The organism is Cohnella fermenti, from assembly GCF_004801405.1.
GTDB classification, from domain to species: Bacteria; Bacillota; Bacilli; order Paenibacillales; family Paenibacillaceae; genus Cohnella; species Cohnella fermenti.
This window is the reverse complement of record NZ_SSOB01000008.1, coordinates 123050-140440: the sequence shown is the minus strand read 5'-3', so window position 1 is coordinate 140440 and position 17391 is coordinate 123050. Positions and strand designations below refer to the sequence as shown.

Below are 17391 nucleotides of genomic sequence, written 5' to 3'. Positions count from 1 at the left end.
CAACAGAGTCGCATTAGCCGCCAGCGGGCAGCAAGACAGTGAATACGCTTCCTTCGCCAAGCCTGCTGCTGGCCTCTACGGTGCCGCCGTGAATAGCGACGATTCGGCTCACAATCGACAGGCCCAGACCGCTTCCGTTCCGGTGCCGTCCCCTCGCCTTGTCCGCCTTGTAGAAGCGGTCGAAGATATAGGGCAGGTCCTCCTCCGCGATGCCGATCCCGTCGTCGCGAACCTCCGCTTCGATCGAATCCGCCCGCCGTCGCAGCCTGACTCCGATCGTGCCCCCTGCCGGGGTGAACTTGATCGCATTGGACAGCAGATTCAGCCACACCTCATGCAGCAGCTCCGGATCGCCCTCCGCGACAACCTCCTCCAGCTCGACATGAAGCTCCAGTTGCTTCTCCGACCAAAGCCATTCAAGGCCGATGAGAACGTGCCGGATCTGTTCGTCCAGCCGGAACGCCGCCCGGTGCGGCGGCTTGTCGCCCTTGTCAAGAGAAGCGAGCGTCAGCAACTGCCGGCTAAGCGAGGAGAGCCGGGCGCTCTCGGTCTCGATAATGTCAAGGTACCTGCCGCTGTCTCCCGTGACGAGGCTCTCCTCCCGAATCGTTCGAACGTAGCCTTGAATCGAAGTAAGCGGAGTCTGGAACTCGTGGGAGACGTTGGCCACGAACTCCTGGCGCATAAGCTCCGAACGCCGGATCGAATCGGTCATGCGGGAGAAGTGATTGGCAAGATCGCCGATCTCGTCCTTGCGGGACGTCTCCAGATTCGTATCGTACTGCCCTTGCACGATTCGCTTCGTCGCGCTTGTCAGCTTCTTGATCGGGGCGACAATATACCGGGCGAAGACGGCGATCAGCAGCAGCGACAGCAGGAACGTGCTCAGAAGCAGCGCCGCTACGATCAGCCGGACCTCCCCGATCTGCTGCTTCAGGTCGGGGCGAATAAACAGCGCGGCCCTGCCGACGTCGGTCGCCAGAGGAATCCCGATCGTGTTGCGCACGCTGTTCTCGAAGTAGGCAATCAGCTCCAGACGCCGATTCTCCTCCCCCATGCCGTTATAGACCCGCCCGTTCATCACCGTATCGACCTGCCCGACGGACAGGCTGCCGTGCTTGAAGGGGGAGCCGAAGGCAACCGTTCGTCCATCCTCCGTCACCAGATAGAGCTGATACCCGAGCTTCGCCATTGCCGGCAGGTAGACACTCTCCAGCTCCAGCTCGGGGTATCTCTCGTACAGTTGCTTAATCGTCTCTCCGACGTCCGCCATTCGGCGCTCGTTCTGGGACTTAAGCGAGAATTCGTAATAGAGGCTCGTGACGAGAAGACCCAGCAGCGAGCTGAAGAAGGCGATCAGAGCGAACGTAGCCGTAATTCGTACATAGAGCGACCTCATTCTTCCCTCGCCTCCAGCTTGTACCCGAGTCCACGCAACGTCTGTATGGCGAAGGAGTCCTCGCAATCCGCGAACCTCTCCCGCAGCCGCTTCACATGAACGTCCACCGTGCGGCTGTCGCCGGCGAAGTCCGCTCCCCAGATGAGCTTGATCAGTTGCTCCCGCGTATAGATGCGGCCGGGCTGGCTGGCAAGCTGGGCCAGCAGCTCGAATTCGCGCAGCGGGATCGGCCGCGGCTCGCCGCGAACCCGAATCTCGTAGCCGCCTCGGTCGATCAGCAGGCTGCCGATCCGAATCTGCTCCTCGGACACCAGCTTGTACCGGCGAAGGAGAGCCTTGATCCGGAACAGCAGCTCTCTGGGCTCGAACGGCTTCACCACATAATCGTCCGCCCCGGAATCGAAGCCGTGCTCCTTATCCCGCAGTTCTCCCTTCGCCGTCAGCAGAATAACCGGCAGATCGTAGTGCTCCCGAATCTCCCGGCACAGCTCCAGTCCATCCTTGCCCGGCATCATCACGTCCACAACGGCCAGATGGACGTTGTCCGTCTCGAGCGCCAGGGATGCCGCTTCCCCGTCCGCCGCCTCAAGGACAACGTAGCCTTCCTTGGTAAGAGTAAGCCGCAGCAGCTCCCGAATATGCGGATCGTCGTCCGCGACCAGCAGATGTACCCTCAACGCTTCCGCCTCCCTTGCGCAATGTATCTTCATGATGAGCGATTCGCGTCTTGAATTCAACGGGCCGCCCGGCGGTATCGCTATTTTGTAAGGAGCCGTTCACGGTGCGTTCATTCTGCGGGCCTACATTCGAGGGGAGGCAGGACGACATAGCGGCAAGGCAGCAAGAGGGCAGGAGGGCAGGAAGACAAAAATGGCAAGACACAGCAACGAGACGGTGAGACGACAAGATGGCAGGACGGCAAGTTGACAAGGGAACAACAGAGAGACGGCAACACACAACAGCAAGGAGGAGAGCCATATGAAGCTGGCTTGGCAAGAAATGAAGCGCAACCGGGCGAGGTTCGCCATTCTGGGCTCGATCGTATTCCTGATCAGCCTGCTGGCGTTTATCGTGGCGGGGCTGGCGAACGGCCTGTCCCGGGACAACGCCGCCCTGATCGCCGATATGCCCGAGGGGCAATTCTACATGAGCGGGGAGGCCGACGGCACGTACTCGTTCTCGGCCATCGATCCGTCCCTTCAGTCGGAGGTCCTGCAATCGCGGGACGGCTCGATGGCGCTGTCGATTCGGCTCGGCTTCCTGAACGATGCGGACGGCAAGCAGCTCGGCGTCGCTTACGTCGCCTCCGTATCGGAAGAAGAGAATGCGAAGGCGAAGATGCTGCCAACCGTTCATCCCGGCGAGGTGTGGCTCGACGGCACCTTGGCCGAGAAGGGGGTCGCAATTGGAGACATGCTGACCGGAGACGCCTCCTCGGACAAGGCGTTCCGGGTGGCCGGCTTCGTCGACGGGCAGAAGTTCAGCCACGCCCCGGCCGCCTTCGTGAACCCGGACGATTACGCGGAGATGACGGGTCGCGCCGAGATGCAGCTGCTCTTCGTCCCGGGATCGCCGGGCGAGACCCCGGCCGGCCTTGAGGCGTTCACCAAGGGCGAGCTGCTGGGCTCGATTCCGAGCTACAAGGCGGAACAGCTTACGCTGAACATGATCATCGTCTTCCTCATCGCAATCGGCGGCCTCCTGTTCGGCATCTTTTTCTACATGATGAATGTTCAGAAAATGGGGCTATACGGAATCCTGAAGGCCATCGGGGTGCGAACCGGCGCCTTGTTCCGGATGATGTGGACGCAGATGGCCGTCGTTGCCGGCATCGCCATGCTCGGCGCCGCTGCACTCAGCGCGTTGTTCGCAGCCGTCGCTCCGGGAGAGATGCCCTTCCGGCTATCCGGCTCCTCCATGGCCTGGCTGGCGGTCCTGTTCCTCGTCGTCGGCTTCGCCGGTTCGTCCGTATCCGGCATTCAGATCAAGAAGGTGTCGCCGCTGGCGGCGATCCAACAAGGAGAGATGTAGAATGGCAACCTTCGAGCTGAGGCAAGTCGCCAAGTCGTTCCCGGACGGGGAAGCGGAGATCCGGGTGCTGAAGGGCATCGATCTGACGCTGGCCGAAGGGCAACTGACCGCCCTCGTCGGCTCGTCCGGATCGGGCAAGAGCACGCTGCTGACGATCGCGGCGGGCTTGCAGGAGGCCTCCGGCGGAGAGATTCTGCTGGATGGAGAGGACATGACGAAGATGCCTCCGGAGAAGCTAAGAAGCATAAGGGCAACCCGGTTCGGCTTCGTCTTCCAATCGTCGCATCTCGTCCCCTTCCTGACCGCGGAGGATCAGCTCGCCCTGATGCTCGACGTCTCCGGAAGCCGACTGGACGCAGCCGGGCGCGCCAAGCAAGTGGCGGAAGCGCTTGGCCTGGTCGGCATGGAGCACCGCCGCAAGGCGTACCCCGCCTCCCTGTCGGGGGGCGAGAAGCAGCGCATCGCCATTGCGCGCGCGATCATCCACCGCCCCCGCATCCTGTTCGCCGACGAACCGACGGCCAGCCTCGATTCCGAGCGGTCGCACGAGATTCTCGGCCTGCTCCGGAAGCTGACGCAAGCCTTCGGCATGTCGACGCTGATGGTGACGCACGACGGGGAGATGCTCCCTTACGCCGATCGGGTCGTTGAGATGCGGGACGGCCGGATCGAGGGGCATACATGGAGAACGGCAAATGGAATAGGAACTTGAAATGTTGCAAATAGTCAACATTCTCCGGCAATGCAGCTTCGATTCCCGACAAATGTTGCTTAAAGTCAACATTTTCTTCCGAATCGCTCTCAAATGGCCCATTAGACCGAAAAATGTTGACTTTCGGCAGCATTTTCCCCGATAAATGGAGCTTCGCAACGAAAATGGTGACATTTGGCAACATTTTGGTTGGCGGTGGGCGGCGAGCGATAGGCTGGCGGAATTGTGGTTGGTGATGGGCGGCGGGCTGGCGTGCGATGGGCGGGCGGCGGGTTGGCGGAATTGTGGTTTGCGGCGGGCGATGGGCGATAGGCTGGCGGAATTGTGGTTGGTGATGGGCTGGCGAGCGGCGGACTGGCGGAAAAGTGTTCTGATGTGCTGACCGGCCCCACTCCCAAGTCCGTCCGCTCGCCCTCAATAGTGCTCCTCCTCCGACCACTCCCCGGCGAGCTCCGCGGCGGACAGGATCGGCAGCTTCAAGCTCTCCGCCGCATCCAGCAGATAAGGCTGGCCGGCCTCGAAGCCGGCGGCCGCCCGCCCTTCCGGCTCGGCCGCGGGAGCCGCAAGCGCCTGCTCGCCGAGCAGGCGATCCAGCGTCCGAACGTCCTTGGCGTACAGCGAGGCGTCCCAACGAATGCCGGCGATGACGCCCGCCACGACCCGAACGGGGTAGCCGCTCGCCTCGGCGATGATCGCAGCCGCCTTCGCCGGGTCTCCGCGCATGATGGCATGCGCCCGAAGATGCGCCTTCAGGTAGGCGATCACGACGTCCTTGTTGCCGTTCGCCCAATTCCCGTCCGCCATCAGGCCGGTCAGGTAGTCGCCGCCGATCCCTTCGGAGGGGAAAGGCTCTCCCGCCCCGATCGACTTCGCCCAGCTCAGATAGGGCTCCCACATGAAGCTGGCCCCGACGTCCCCTTCGAGAACGCCGCTTAAGCATTCGCCCATCGTCCGCCGGACAACGGGGACGGATTCGAGCCCGTTCGCGCCGATCCACTGCTTCAGCCGGTAGGAGGCGCTGGAATGGCCGACCGTTGCGATCGCCCGGCCGCTCAGGTCGTCCGCGCTGCGGACGGGGCTCCCCTTCGGCACGACCAGCGAGATGCCGTCTCCTCCCGCCGTCTTCCCGTCGAACGCCAGGAACAGCGGCCGGAACAGCGGCAGCATCCTGCTGAGCTGTTGGCTCGCGATCATCGGGTAGTCCCCGATGGAGGCGATGTGCACCTTGCCCCCAATGAGGCTCTCCACCAGCTCCATCCCGTTCGGGGCGTTCACCCAATTCACCTTGTAGGAGAACGAGGGGCTCGTTCGCTTCAGCTCATCCTCCAGCAGCCCGAGCTTCTTGATCACCAGCGTGCTCCACAGCAGCGCGGCGCCGCTCTGATACCCGACCGTCACCTCGCGAACCGCCGCCTTCGGCTTGCCCGCCTCGCTCTGTCGGCTGGCGTGCAGGTATACCCATGCCTCCAGCTTCTCCGGGTCCACCCAGATCTCCTTGCCTACTTTAATATGAGGAAGCTGCTTATCCTTGCGCCAACGGTCGATCGTGGCGCGGCTGACGCCCAAGATATCCATCGCTTCCTGGAGGGTGAGCAGTCCCCATCTCTCGTTCGCCACGATCTCACGCTCCTTCTCCACTTATAATTCATACTATTTTTATGAGAATTATTAATTAAATTGATCATAAGCGATCCCGCGCTTGATTTCAATGCTTGGAAGAGCTCCGCACCCGCCCGAATCCGCTTCCTCCCTCCTCGTTGCTCCTCCTTCTTCCTCATTCCTCCTCATCGTATTGACAGAGCCGTTCGCGGATGATACTTTTCATACATATTATTCAAAGTTGTTTAGTTGGTTTTATAAAAAAAGAAGGGTTGTGCGCACGAATGTAACTGGGGAACGGAACACGGAAGGTAAGGAAGGCGGCACTCGCCTTGACTCTTATTGCAAGCTTGTCGCTGCTGGCGGCTTGCGGCTCGAACGACAAGCAGCAGGGCGCGTCCTCGTCAGCCGGAGCATCGTCAAGCTCAACCGCCAAGTCCGGCGGAGACAAGAAGATCCGGATCGGGTACCAGAAGTACGCTTCGGTCAACATTCTCAAGGTCAGGGGCGGCCTTGACGAGAAGCTGGCCGACATCGGCTATTCCGTCGAGTGGACCGAGTTCCCCGGAGGTCCTCAGCTTCTCGAGGCGGTCAACGTCGGAAGCATCGACTTCGGCAATGTCGGCGAGGCGCCTCCGATCTTCGCGCAAGCGGCAGGAACGCCGCTCGTCTATCTCGGGCATGCGCCGGCCAGCCCGAAGGCGGAAGCGATTCTTGTTCCGAAGGATTCCCCGATTCAGACCGGCGCCGACCTGAAGGGCAAGAAGGTCGCGCTGAACAAGGGCTCGAACGTTCATTACCTGCTCGTGAAGTATCTGGAGCAGCAAGGGCTCCAGTACTCCGACATCGAGACCGTCTTCCTCCCTCCGGCGGACGCCCGCGCCGCCTTCGAGAGCGGCAGCGTCGACGCCTGGGTCATCTGGGAGCCGTTCTACTCGGCGGCACAGCTCGCCACGGGCGCGCGTGTCCTCGCGGACGGCGAAGGGCTCGTCAGCAACTACGAATTCTATCTGTCCACGCACAAGTTCTACGAGAACGACAAGGCTGCGCTGGACGTCCTGCTCGAGCAGCTTCAGCAATCGGACGCCTGGGCGAAGGATAACCAGTCGGAGCTCGCCGGCCTGCTCGCTCCCTCGCTCGGACTCGACGTTCCGTCGCTGGAGCAGGCGCTGTCGCACCGCGGCTTCGGCGTGGAGCCGATCACGGACGACATCGCGCAAGCGCAGCAGAAGATCGCCGACGTCTTCTACGACCTCAAGCTGATTCCCGACAAGATCGACATTCAGGACGCCATCGTCGAGTAACGTCAACTTCATCCATAGGAGAGAGTGCACATGGACATCTTCTGGTTTATTCCCCTTCACGGCGACGGACGTTACCTCGGCAGCTCCGAAGGCGCCCGCTCCGTCGATTACGGCTACATCCGGCAGATCGCGCAGGCGGCGGACCGGCTCGGCTACCACGGCGTCCTCGTGCCGACCGGCAAAGCGTGCGAGGACGCCTGGATCGCGGCCTCCTCGCTCCTCTCCGCGACGGAGAGACTGAAGTTCCTCGTCGCCGTGCGCCCCGGCCTCATGGCCCCGTCCGTCGCGGCGAGGATGGCGTCCACCTTCGACCGGCTGTCCGGCGGACGGCTGCTCGTCAACGTCGTGACAGGCGGGGACCCGCACGAGCTGGCCGGCGACGGCATCTTCCTGAACCATGAGGAGCGCTACGAGCAGACCGACGAGTTCCTCGCCGTCTGGCGCAAGCTGATGGCGGGAGAGAAAGTCACCTTCACCGGCAAGCACCTGCGGGCGGAGGAGAGCGAGCTGCTGTTCCCGCCGCTGCAGGACCCGCATCCGCCGCTCTACTTCGGCGGCTCCTCTCCCGCCGCCCTGAACATCGCCGCCGACCACGTCGATTGCTACCTGACCTGGGGCGAGCCGCTCGCCGACGTCGCGAAGAAGCTCGACGAGGTGCGCGCCCTCGCCGAAGCGCGGGGCCGCAAGCTCAAGTTCGGCATCCGCCTCCACGTCATCGTGCGCGAGACCGAAGAGGAAGCGTGGGCGGCGGCGGACCGCCTGATCCGCCATGTCGACGAGGGCACGATTGCGGAAGCGCAGCGGATTCTCGCCCGCTACGATTCCGTCGGCCAGAAACGGATGGCCGACCTGCATAAGGGAGACCGCTCGTCGCTCGTCATCGCGCCGAATCTGTGGGCGGGCATCGGCCTCGTTCGCGGCGGCGCGGGCACCGCTCTCGTAGGCAGCGCCGAATCGGTCGCCGCCCGAATCGAAGAGTACCGGCAGCTCGGCATCGAGACGTTCGTGCTCTCCGGTTACCCCCACCTGGAAGAGGCTTATACGACGGCGGAGCTGCTGTTCCCATTGCTGCCCTTGAACGCCCAAGCTCGGCCGCCCGCCGCTTCCATCGAAGCCGTGGGCGAGCTGGTCGCCTACAACAAGAGGCCGGACCCCCGCGTCCGTTCCCAATCTGGAGGAGTCGCGAATGAAGCCGTTCCGCAAGCTGGCCGATAACCGGTATGCTCCGTTCTATCTTCCCGTGCTTGTCCTTGTCCTCTGGCAGCTTCTCGGCCAGTACGGCTATATCTCGACCCGAACCTTGCCGACCCCGCTCCGAGTAGCGGAGGCCGGCATTGCGCTGACGAGATCGGGCGACATCTTCCGCTACGTCTACGACAGCACACTGCGGGCGGGCATCGGCCTCGCCGTCGGAGGCGGGATCGGCTTCCTGCTCGGCGTCGTCAACGGGCTGTCCCGAATCGCGAACCGTTACCTCGACAGCTCGCTGCAGATGATCCGCAACGTCCCCCATCTCGCGCTCATCCCGCTCGTCATTCTCTGGTTCGGAATCGGCGAGACGGCGAAAATTTTCCTAGTGGCGCTAGGAGTGTTCTTCCCGATCTACATGAACACGGTTCACGGCATTCGTTCAATCGACCCCGGCTTGGTCGAGATGGCCCGCGTCTACGGGCTGCGCGGCTTCGCCTTCTATCGCGAGGTCGTGCTGCCCGGGGCGCTCTCCTCGATTCTCGTCGGCGTCCGCTACGCCCTCGGGTTCATGTGGCTGACGCTTATCGTCGCCGAGACGATCTCGGCCGATTCCGGCATCGGCTACATGGCGATGAACGCCCGCGAATTCATGCGGCTGGACATCGTCGTGTTCGCCATCCTGCTCTACGCGGTGCTGGGCAAGCTGTCCGACACCGCCGCCAAGCTGCTCGAGCGCCGGCTGCTGCGCTGGAACCCGAATTACAGCAAGGTCTAACTCAGGAAAGGGAAGGAGAGTGCCCCATGAGCACCCATCGGATCGGAGCCCGGCTCCACATTCAGTCCGCGCGGAAAAGCTTCGGCGAACAGGAGGTGCTGCGCGGCATCGACCTCACGATTCCCGCCGGCCAGTTCGTTGCCATCGTCGGGCGCAGCGGCTGCGGCAAGAGCACGCTGCTGCGCTTGCTCGCGGGCCTGGAGCAGCCGACCGGCGGCGAGCTGACGCTGGACGGCGATTCGCTCGGCGGCCATCCGAACGGCACGCGGAACGACACGCGGATGCTGTTCCAGGACGCGAGGCTGCTGCCGTGGCGAACGGCAGCGGACAACGTGCAGGTCGGCCTGCGGACAAGGAGCCGCGAGCGGGCGATAGAGGCGCTGGCCGAGGTTGGGCTGGCCGAGCGGGCCGACGCCTGGCCGGGCGTCCTCTCCGGCGGCCAGCGCCAGCGCGTCGCGCTGGCCCGTGCCCTCGTCGGCGAGCCCCGGCTGCTGCTGCTGGACGAACCGCTCGGCGCGCTCGACGCGCTGACGCGGATCGAGATGCAGCAGTTGATCGAGCGGCTGTGGGAGGAGCAGGGGTTCACCGCCGTGCTCGTCACGCACGACGTGAGCGAAGCGGTCGCCCTGGCGGACCGGGTCATTCTGATTGAGAACGGGCGGATCGCGCTGGACGTGGACATCGCCTTGGATCGGCCGCGCGAGAGAGACAGCGGCTTCATCCACTTCGAGAAGCTGATTCTGGACCGCATTCTCGAGCGCGAGCCCGCGGAAGCCCCCCGCGACCGGAAGCTCAGCTATTCGATCTAGTTCCCGGCCCCAGCAGAGCGGGCAGAAGGTCCAGCAGCTTCTCCCGGGTGAAGGCGTCGCCGAAGTTCCACTTGGCTTCCTCGACCGCATGGGCCCGCCCCTCCCGGACCGCCTTCAGCGCGGCCCATCTCTCGCTTCGCAGCAGAGCTTCGGTCTGCTCGCGCGAGTCCGGGTTGTGCGGGAGAATCAGGAAGACGCGGTCGCCGGCGTAGTCCTGGGCGGCATCCTCCGCGATCTCCTTGTAGGCGCGGCGCTGCTCCAGCAGCGGCCTCACCCTCTCCGGCGGCCGGAAGCCCAGCGGATGATAGAGCGCTTCGGCCAGCCCGATCGTCCCCATGACGAAGAGCCTCTTCCCTCGATGATAGACGAAGACGGTCGCCGTCTCCCCCTCCTCCAGCTTCCCTTGCAGCTTGTTCCACATCTCGTCGGTCCGGCGGCGATGCCGCTCCAGCCATGCCGCCGCCTCGCTCTCCAGGCCAAGCAGCCGTCCGAGCGTCTCGACCCGCTCCGGCACCGACCCGAAGCTGTCGAACGCCACCGTAGGAGCGATCCTCGCCAGGTCCCCGTAACGGCGCTCGTCCGCATTCGAGAAGATGATCAGATCCGGCTTCAGCTCCGCGACCGCCTTCGGATCGGGCGGACGACCGATGTCCGCGATCGGACCAAGCTCATCGATGTACCAGGCTTCCCCCAGATCGCCCACATCGGCCCCGACCGGCCGGACTCCCAGAATCAGCAGGTCGCCCAGCGTCTCTCCGTAATAGACGATTCGGCGCGGCTTCTCCGGCACACGCACCTCATGCCCTCGCCAATCCGATACGGACGCTCCCCGGCTCATCGCGACGGCGAACCGGCGGGGCGCCTGTCCCGTCGCCTGCCGGAACTTGCGGCTGAGGTAATATTCGTCCACGAACCCGGTCTGCCGGGCGATCTCCCGAAGGGGCTCGTCCGTATGCAGCAGCAGCTCCTTGGCACGCTCGATGCGCAGGTCCGCGATGTAGTCGTTCGGTTTTTGGCCCGTGAGCTCCTTGAACGCCGAAGCGTATTGCCAATACGGGATGCCCGCACGGTCGGCCAATTCCTTGACCGAGAGCGCCTCGGCATAATGCGAATCGATGTAACGGAGGGACTCCCGAAGCGTCAACCGAAGCGATTCATCCAGCAGATAACCAATCAACTCTTGGAAAAGCATATTGCGACGAAAATCCGCCAAACCGTCGTTCCCCGCCCCCTTCTTCGCGATTCTCCCGGCAAGCTGCACGAGCTGCGAATGAGGATACGTCCGCAGCGGCCCCGCCTCCTCCGCCAACGTCCCGCGATAGGGCTCCAGCCGGTCCCTCTCGGAACGCACGACAAGGAACTCCAGCCGATAGTAGTCCGCCGGCCGTTCCGCTCCGCGATCGACCATATACTCCGTTCCGGGAGGAAGCCAGAAGATTTGGCCGCCTCCCACGGAATAGTAGCGATCGCCGACCTGAAGAGCGCCCTCGCCTCCCGAGAACAGCAGGAGCAGATGCGCTTCCGTTACGCTCTCCTCGAACATCCCATAGCCGGCTCCCCGAACCTCGACGGCTTCCAGAAGCTGAAACAGGAGGCTGCCGATGGCCGGGGGCTGTCCGTTCTCTCGCATGAACATGCCTCCTCTTCTCTTCCGTTATTGTAAATAAAAAAGAAGCTTTTCAACAGGGCGTGAAAAGCTTCTTCGAGTATTCGATTAACGGTTGGCGAGAACCTTCGGCAGCTCCTCCATGAGCCACAGCCGGGAGGACGCGTCGCTGCCCGCCGTCAGGATCGGGAATTCGTAGACATAGCCGTTCTTGACGGCGGGCAGTCCCTTCCAGACGGCTCCGCTCATCAGCTCCGACATCTCGTTCTGCGCGTCCTCCGCCACCGGGGTCAGCACGAAGAGACGGTCGCCGGCGTAATCGGGCAGCTTCTCCGCGGAGATCTCCAGGAAGCCAAGCTCTTCCTTCATCGAGCTCTCCACCATCTCGTTCTGCTTGAAGCCGCCTTCGCTGTAGAGCAGTTGCGGAAGACCGGCGGCCAGCATGACGAACAAGCGATTGCCCGGATACATCGTCACGACCGATGCCGTCTCGTTCTCGCCGACCCCGCTCTCGCGAATGGCCTTCCACATCGCCGCCTCCTGCTCCTTGTACTGCGCCACCCAGGCAGCCGCTTCCTCTTGCTTGCCCAGCAATTCTCCCAGCGTCGCCACCCGATCCTCCATACTGGCGAACGAATCGAACGTCACGGTCGGAGCCACCTTGGAGAGCTGCTCGTAGACCGCTTCGTCGCTGTTCCCGAACACGATCAGATCCGGCTGCAGCTGCAGCGCCTTCTCCGCGCTGATCGGGAAGCCCGCGTCCTCCACCGATGCGGCCTGCTCTTCGAAGACGGTGCCCGGCGTGTTGTCCTTCAGAATGCCGACCGGCGTCACGCCAAGAGCGAAAATATCGCCCGTCGTGTCCGAATGGAAGATGACCCGCTGGGGATGGGTCGGAATCTCGACCTCATGGCCGGTCCAGTCCTTGAACATGCGGGTGGCCGCTTCGTCCGCCTGCGCCGATGCCGACGACGTCGCTTCCGCGGCCGCGGACGAGCTTGCAGTTGAGCTGGCGGACGGGCTCGCCGCTCCCTGATTCGATCCGTTCGATTCGCCGCACGCCGTCAGCGCCAATACCGCCGCAATTGCCAGCGCCGCGAGTTTGCTTCCGTTGCTTCTTCTGTGCCCGGTGTTCTTCTGTGCAATGTTCATCATCTTCCCTGACTCTCCTTCTCCCCCTGGAGCTGTTAGTTGGCGAATGCATTCGTTCATCCGTTCGATAATGATTCTCATTATTGACATTGCCCATTATAGGCAGGCCCGCCCGACCATTCAATGGACAAAATCAAATCCCGAATTTGATTTTGTTCATGCGGCGGCGATTCAAAAAGAAAAACCCGCCTCTCCGAATGGAGCGGGCGGGTTCTTCTTATTCGGCGAATTACTTCGTCAGAGCCTCGACGACGGCTTGCACCCCGTAGGAGTTGCCGATTGGCCCGTAGCCCAGGGCCAGTTGGCTGTCGATCCCGTAGACATGGCCGTTCTGCACGGCTTTGAGCTTTTTCCAAACTTCGCTCTTCTCCCACTCGTCGCTGACGGACGGAATCGACGGGTCGGAAGAGTTGAAGTAGCCAAGGAACAGGTAGTCCGGGTCCAGCGTGGCCAGCCCCTCCAGCGATATCTCGGCTCCCTCCTGGGCGTTGGCGGAATCCGGAGGCGTCAGGCCCAAGCCGTTCTCATAATACGGCCCAAGGTAATTCGTGCCTTGCAGCCATGCCTGCTTCTCTCTGACTTGCAGGAAAGCGACGTTGCCGCCCAGATCGGCGAGCTTCGCCTTCGCATCTTCCAGCCCGGCGCGATAGTTCGAGATGTACGCTTCGGCGACGTCCTCTTGGCCGAGAATCTCGCCGAACTTGGTGACGACAGCCGGCCAGTCGCCCCACGTATTGATCGCATTCTCGTCGAGAATGACCGTCGGCGCGATCTTCTCAAGCTCGGCCGCGATCTCGCCGTTGACGCCGTTGCCTCCGATGATCAGATCCGGCGCGTAGGCGACGAGCGACTCAAGGTTCACCTCGGTGTTCTCGCCGACGACCGTCAACTCCTTGATCTTATCGACGTACGGCTTGTACGTATCCGAGGTCAGCACGGACTTCTCCTTGCCGAATGGGAGCGCAAGGCCGAGCGAGTCCAGATTGAACACCAGAATCGAATCCAAGTAGCCCCAATGGACGACCGCAACCCGCTTCGGCTGCTCCTTGATCTCGATCGCTCCGTTCGCCGCTTCGATTGTGCGCGGGAACTTGGCGGCCTCCGCGCTTGCGGACTCGCTCGGCGACGGAGACGCCGCTTCCGACGCCGACGGACTGGCCGACGCGGACGGGCTGGCGCTCCCGTTCGCGTTATTATTGTTCGAGCAGGCGCTTGCGAACACGATTACGCTCAGCAGCGCCATTAGGACGGCGATTCCCTTGATTCCTTTAAACATGTCATGCATCCTCTCTCTACCCCATTATTAACTGATAACGATTCTCATCATCAGTTAATACCTTACCACCCTCCGCCGGAGAAGGAAATAGAGAGATTCCCGAAGAGAACATGGACTATTTCGCCTCGGACATTTGCTACGGCCCGGCCGCCCAATCGCCGGCCGCTTCCTGGCCCGCCTTGCCCGGCGACATGCCTTTGTGCTTCTTGAACAGGCGACTGAAGTAGTACGGGTCCGAGTAGCCGACGCTTCTCGCGACGCTGGCAACCGGGAACCCGCCTTGAAGCAGCAGCTCGCTCGCCCGGTTCATCCGATACTGAATCAGATAGTCGATCGGCGCGAGGCCGACATACTTGCGGAAGAGATAGGAGAAGTACTTCGGCTTCATCCGGCAGCGCCCTGCCAGCTTCTCCAGGGTGATCGGTTCCATATAGTGCTTCTGAATATATTGAATCGACTCATCGACAACCGTGTAGCTCGTCTTGTTCCGCGAGACGCGATCCGCCAGCAGAAGCTGGTTCAACAGTCGGTAGAACAGCGACTTCTTCTCAAGCAGGCTCATGCTGTCCGGGGAAGAGGACGCGTGAAGCAACTGCTTATGCAACTCGGCGATCTCCGGGTCCGGCGGAACGTGCAGCTCGGACACTTCGCACAGACGGCGCACCGCCGCCTCCTCGCCGCCGGACGGCAAAAAATGCACAAGCCCGTACTCGAACCCCTCCGGCCCGACTTCGATGCTGAGCCTCTTGTTGAACCCGCCGAGCAGGACGACCCCCGGCTCCAGCCGATAGCGGTCCTCTCCGTCGAAGACGAAGTCCGCGCTCCCGCTGAGGCTCAGGATGACCGCACACTTGGCCGTCGGCTGCATGACGTGACCGTCATAAACCCAATCCGGGTTCAAGAAGGTCCGATAGACGCCGAAGACATCAAGCGGAACTTGCGCGAAGTGCTGCGCCAGCTCTTCTTGCACAATCGCCACGATCGACTCCCCCCTTCCGTCCGTTCCCTTTCCTTATATTGTACCGGAATGCTCCCGTCCCTTCTACAGCCCTTCGAGCGGAATAATAAGGGAAAACCAAGAAAGGCCCTCCGCCCCCATTCAATCGGCGCTGGCTGGATGTGGTCAAGGAGGAGGCGATCAAGGCAAGGCGAGACAGAGGGGATCGTTTGGGCTCGCGACAATGGGGATATCTTTCATATTGTAGTGGCGGCAGGGGTGCTATTCCCCTTCTGGACGCTTATGCCTCTTCTCCCCGACGCTCAGGAACCTCCCCTTACCGATCATGGCCTTCGGCCTCAGGTCGGTGAGGTCGACAGCCATCACGCGCCGTCGCCCCTCGCGCCGGGAGCTGTGCGAGGGCCGAAACGGTCCACTCTGCACGCAGCGCAGAAGCCAGCCCAACCATCACCGACCTTCGACCATTACCCGATCTCTAACCGCGGCCGGGTGATCCCTGCGCATCCCTATCCTGAACGAGCGGGAGAGGAGGCATAATGCCATCAGCGGAGACAGCGCAGGAGAGGAGATAAGGCGCGTTAGAGGGAATGCCATGCTGGATAGAAGCTGTGCGTCGAGCTGCGCTCCTCTACCGCTCCGTAAGTCCGCCCCCTCCAATCGCCTCTTCGAAGCGTCGTTGTACGGCATCCTCCACTAACTCCTCCTCCTTGGCTTCTCCGCGCTCGAATTGTTGGACTTCATTATTTTCATTGCAGGGAGTGACAACGGTCCCTGTTGGCATAGAGGTTTTCACATTCGTTGCCCGATCCAGGCCGACTCCGCGGGCGGGCACATTTTATGTGGTTTTTCACATTCGTTCGCCTTGAATTGGAGGCGATCGAGGCGTTTTATGTGATTTTTAGCATATATCCAGCATTTCGGACCGGAATTTTCTCCACGAACGTGGTTTTTCACATAAAATCGCGCAAAGTACCCGTTTCCGGCCTGCACCAATGTGGTTTTTCACATAAAATCGGCGGGGCGGCCCCTAGAAGGCGACTGGAAGAAGAAAAGGACGCCGACCGCCCCGATTCAGGCGACAACGTCCTTGTATCCTATGCTTGAAGAGTCAGCAGAACGACCGATGCCGCCGGCAGCGTCACCTTGAGCTTGTTGCCCGACACCTGAGCGCCGTCGAACGCGGCCGGAGCCACGCGGCTCGGCTGCTCGAACGTGTTGCGCGCGTCGATCGCGTCGCCGGCGAGAATGACGCCTGCGCACGAATGCGCGCCTTCCGCCCCGCGCAGCTCAAGCTCCAGTTCGGCGGACTCGTCCGGGCTCAGGTTCGCCAGGCTGACATGCACCTTGCCGTCCTTCTTCGACGCCGACACGCTCACTTGCGGGAGCTTCTCGCCGGACTCGGAGGCGTATTCCCCGAACGTGCCGTGGAAGGCGAGCGCCTCGGCGTCCTGGTGAACCTTGAACATCTCGAGCACATGGTACGTCGGCGTGAGCAGCAGCTTGTCGCCTTCCGTGAGGACAACCGCCTGCAGCACGTTGACCATCTGCGCAAGGTTCGCCATCTGGACGCGATCGCAGTGCTTCTGGAACACGTGCAGGTGCAGCGCCGCTACGACGGCGTCGCGCATCGTGTTCTGCTGGTACAGGAAGCCCGGATTCGTGCCCGGCTCGACATCGTACCAGGTGCCCCATTCGTCGACGACGATGGCGACGCGCTTCTCCGGATCGTAACGATCCATGACCGTGCTGTGGCGGGTCAGAAGCTCGTCCATGTGGAGCGCCTTCTTCAGCGTCACGAACCAGTCGTTCTTGTCGAAGTCCGTCGCCGAACCCTTGTTGCTCCAGTCTCCCGGAATCGTATAGTAGTGCAGGCTGAGGCCGTCCATCATGTGATGGGCCTGCTTCATCAGCACATCCGTCCAATGATAGTCGTCGGAGTTCGCCCCGCCGGCGATCTTGTACAGCTTGTTGTCGCCGTAATTGCGCGCGTATGTCTGGTAGCGGCGGTACTGGTCGGCATAGTATTCCGCCGTCATGTTGCCCCCGCAGCCCCAGTTCTCGTTGCCGACGCCGAAGTACGTCAGCTTCCACGGCTTCTCGCGGCCGTTCTTCTGGCGCAGATTGGCCATCGGAGACTCGCCGTCGAACGTCATGTACTCGACCCATTCCGACATCTCCTGAACGGAGCCGCTGCCCACGTTGCCGCAGATATAAGGCTCGCTGCCGATGAGCTCGCACAGTTGGAAGAACTCGTGCGTACCGAAGTGGTTATTTTCCACAACGCCGCCCCAATGTGTGTTGATCATTCGCTTGCGGTTCTCGCGCGGGCCGATGCCGTCCATCCAGTGGTATTCGTCCGCGAAGCAGCCGCCCGGCCAACGGAGTACCGGAATGCTCAGGTTCTTCAGCGCCTCGAGCACGTCATTGCGGATTCCCTTCGTATTCGGGATCGGGGAATCCTCTCCAACCCATAGTCCTTCATAGATACAACGTCCAAGATGCTCTGCGAAGTGTCCGTAAATGTTTTTGTTGATCGTGCCCAGCGTCCAATCGGCATGAACGACAATTCGGTTCGACAT

General features: G+C 62.1%; 14 protein-coding genes. 6 read left to right on the top strand and 8 right to left on the bottom strand.

The window, feature by feature from the left end; genetic code table 11:
• Positions 1-13: 13 nt before the first annotated feature.
• Positions 14-1399: a sensor histidine kinase gene (locus E6C55_RS08280; protein WP_136369309.1), complete on the bottom strand. Its 1386-nt coding sequence runs from the start codon at positions 1397-1399 to the stop codon at positions 14-16.
• A complete protein-coding gene (locus E6C55_RS08275; protein ID WP_136369308.1) occupies positions 1396-2076 on the bottom strand; it encodes a response regulator transcription factor in 681 nt (226 codons plus the stop codon). Before E6C55_RS08275 ends, E6C55_RS08280 begins: the two co-directional genes overlap by 4 nt.
• Before the next feature lie 301 nt (positions 2077-2377).
• On the opposite strand from E6C55_RS08275, the gene E6C55_RS08270 reads away from it, so the two are divergent.
• Together E6C55_RS08270 and E6C55_RS08265 are read left to right on the top strand one after the other, a co-directional pair.
• On the top strand, positions 2378-3430 hold the full coding sequence (locus tag E6C55_RS08270; RefSeq protein ID WP_136369307.1) for an ABC transporter permease: 1053 nt from the start codon (positions 2378-2380) through the stop codon (positions 3428-3430).
• Between the two features lies 1 nt (position 3431).
• The gene (locus E6C55_RS08265) at positions 3432-4142 is read left to right on the top strand and encodes an ABC transporter ATP-binding protein (RefSeq protein ID WP_136369306.1); all 711 of its coding nucleotides are present in this window, start codon (positions 3432-3434) and stop codon (positions 4140-4142) included.
• Positions 4143-4556: 414 nt separating this feature from the next.
• Here E6C55_RS08265 and E6C55_RS08260 read toward each other — a convergent pair whose 3' ends face one another.
• The gene (locus E6C55_RS08260) at positions 4557-5759 is read right to left on the bottom strand and encodes a helix-turn-helix domain-containing protein (RefSeq protein ID WP_136369305.1); all 1203 of its coding nucleotides are present in this window, start codon (positions 5757-5759) and stop codon (positions 4557-4559) included.
• 314 nt (positions 5760-6073) lie between these two features.
• Here E6C55_RS08260 and E6C55_RS08255 point away from each other — a divergent pair, with 314 nt between their 5' ends.
• From E6C55_RS08255 to E6C55_RS08240, 4 genes are read left to right on the top strand one after another with little or no spacing between them, the layout of a single operon-like run.
• Positions 6074-7045, top strand: a complete 972-nt coding sequence (locus E6C55_RS08255; RefSeq protein ID WP_230986606.1) for a sulfonate ABC transporter substrate-binding protein — start codon at positions 6074-6076, stop codon at positions 7043-7045.
• 30 nt (positions 7046-7075) lie between these two features.
• A complete protein-coding gene (gene ssuD, locus E6C55_RS08250) occupies positions 7076-8260 on the top strand; it encodes an FMNH2-dependent alkanesulfonate monooxygenase (protein ID WP_136369303.1) in 1185 nt (394 codons plus the stop codon).
• Positions 8232-9011, top strand: coding sequence for an aliphatic sulfonate ABC transporter permease SsuC (gene ssuC, locus E6C55_RS08245; protein WP_136369302.1), 780 nt, complete (start codon positions 8232-8234; stop codon positions 9009-9011). Before ssuD ends, ssuC begins: the two co-directional genes overlap by 29 nt.
• Before the next feature lie 26 nt (positions 9012-9037).
• The gene (locus E6C55_RS08240) at positions 9038-9820 is read left to right on the top strand and encodes an ATP-binding cassette domain-containing protein (protein ID WP_136369301.1); all 783 of its coding nucleotides are present in this window, start codon (positions 9038-9040) and stop codon (positions 9818-9820) included.
• On the opposite strand, the gene E6C55_RS08235 is transcribed toward E6C55_RS08240, so the two are convergent.
• The 5 genes from E6C55_RS08235 to E6C55_RS08215 all read right to left on the bottom strand — a co-directional run bounded on the left by E6C55_RS08235 (position 9804) and on the right by E6C55_RS08215 (position 17391).
• Positions 9804-11450 (bottom strand): helix-turn-helix domain-containing protein, encoded by a 1647-nt coding sequence (locus tag E6C55_RS08235; protein WP_168735537.1) that lies wholly within the window; start codon positions 11448-11450, stop codon positions 9804-9806. The two genes, E6C55_RS08240 and E6C55_RS08235, sit on opposite strands and share 17 nt — an antisense overlap.
• A gap of 84 nt (positions 11451-11534) precedes the next feature.
• The gene (locus E6C55_RS08230) at positions 11535-12581 is read right to left on the bottom strand and encodes an ABC transporter substrate-binding protein (RefSeq protein WP_230986605.1); all 1047 of its coding nucleotides are present in this window, start codon (positions 12579-12581) and stop codon (positions 11535-11537) included.
• A 226-nt stretch (positions 12582-12807) separates the two neighbouring features.
• Positions 12808-13854, bottom strand: coding sequence for an ABC transporter substrate-binding protein (locus E6C55_RS08225; protein ID WP_136369299.1), 1047 nt, complete (start codon positions 13852-13854; stop codon positions 12808-12810).
• A gap of 136 nt (positions 13855-13990) precedes the next feature.
• Entirely contained in the window at positions 13991-14833 is an 843-nt protein-coding gene (locus tag E6C55_RS08220) for a helix-turn-helix transcriptional regulator (RefSeq protein ID WP_136369298.1), read from the bottom strand.
• A 1073-nt stretch (positions 14834-15906) separates the two neighbouring features.
• Positions 15907-17391, bottom strand: a complete 1485-nt coding sequence (locus tag E6C55_RS08215; RefSeq protein WP_136369297.1) for an alpha-N-arabinofuranosidase — start codon at positions 17389-17391, stop codon at positions 15907-15909.

Coding starts and splice junctions, on each gene's coding strand:
- E6C55_RS08280 (WP_136369309.1), bottom strand. CDS start 1,399: ATGAGGTCGCTCTATGTACGAATTACGGCTACGTTCGCTCTGATCGCC.
- E6C55_RS08270 (WP_136369307.1), top strand. CDS start 2,378: ATGAAGCTGGCTTGGCAAGAAATGAAGCGCAACCGGGCGAGGTTCGCC.
- E6C55_RS08265 (WP_136369306.1), top strand. CDS start 3,432: ATGGCAACCTTCGAGCTGAGGCAAGTCGCCAAGTCGTTCCCGGACGGG.
- ssuD (WP_136369303.1), top strand. CDS start 7,076: ATGGACATCTTCTGGTTTATTCCCCTTCACGGCGACGGACGTTACCTC.
- ssuC (WP_136369302.1), top strand. CDS start 8,232: ATGAAGCCGTTCCGCAAGCTGGCCGATAACCGGTATGCTCCGTTCTAT.
- E6C55_RS08240 (WP_136369301.1), top strand. CDS start 9,038: ATGAGCACCCATCGGATCGGAGCCCGGCTCCACATTCAGTCCGCGCGG.
- E6C55_RS08235 (WP_168735537.1), bottom strand. CDS start 11,450: ATGCGAGAGAACGGACAGCCCCCGGCCATCGGCAGCCTCCTGTTTCAG.
- E6C55_RS08230 (WP_230986605.1), bottom strand. CDS start 12,581: ATGATGAACATTGCACAGAAGAACACCGGGCACAGAAGAAGCAACGGA.
- E6C55_RS08225 (WP_136369299.1), bottom strand. CDS start 13,854: ATGTTTAAAGGAATCAAGGGAATCGCCGTCCTAATGGCGCTGCTGAGC.
- E6C55_RS08215 (WP_136369297.1), bottom strand. CDS start 17,391: ATGTCGAACCGAATTGTCGTTCATGCCGATTGGACGCTGGGCACGATC.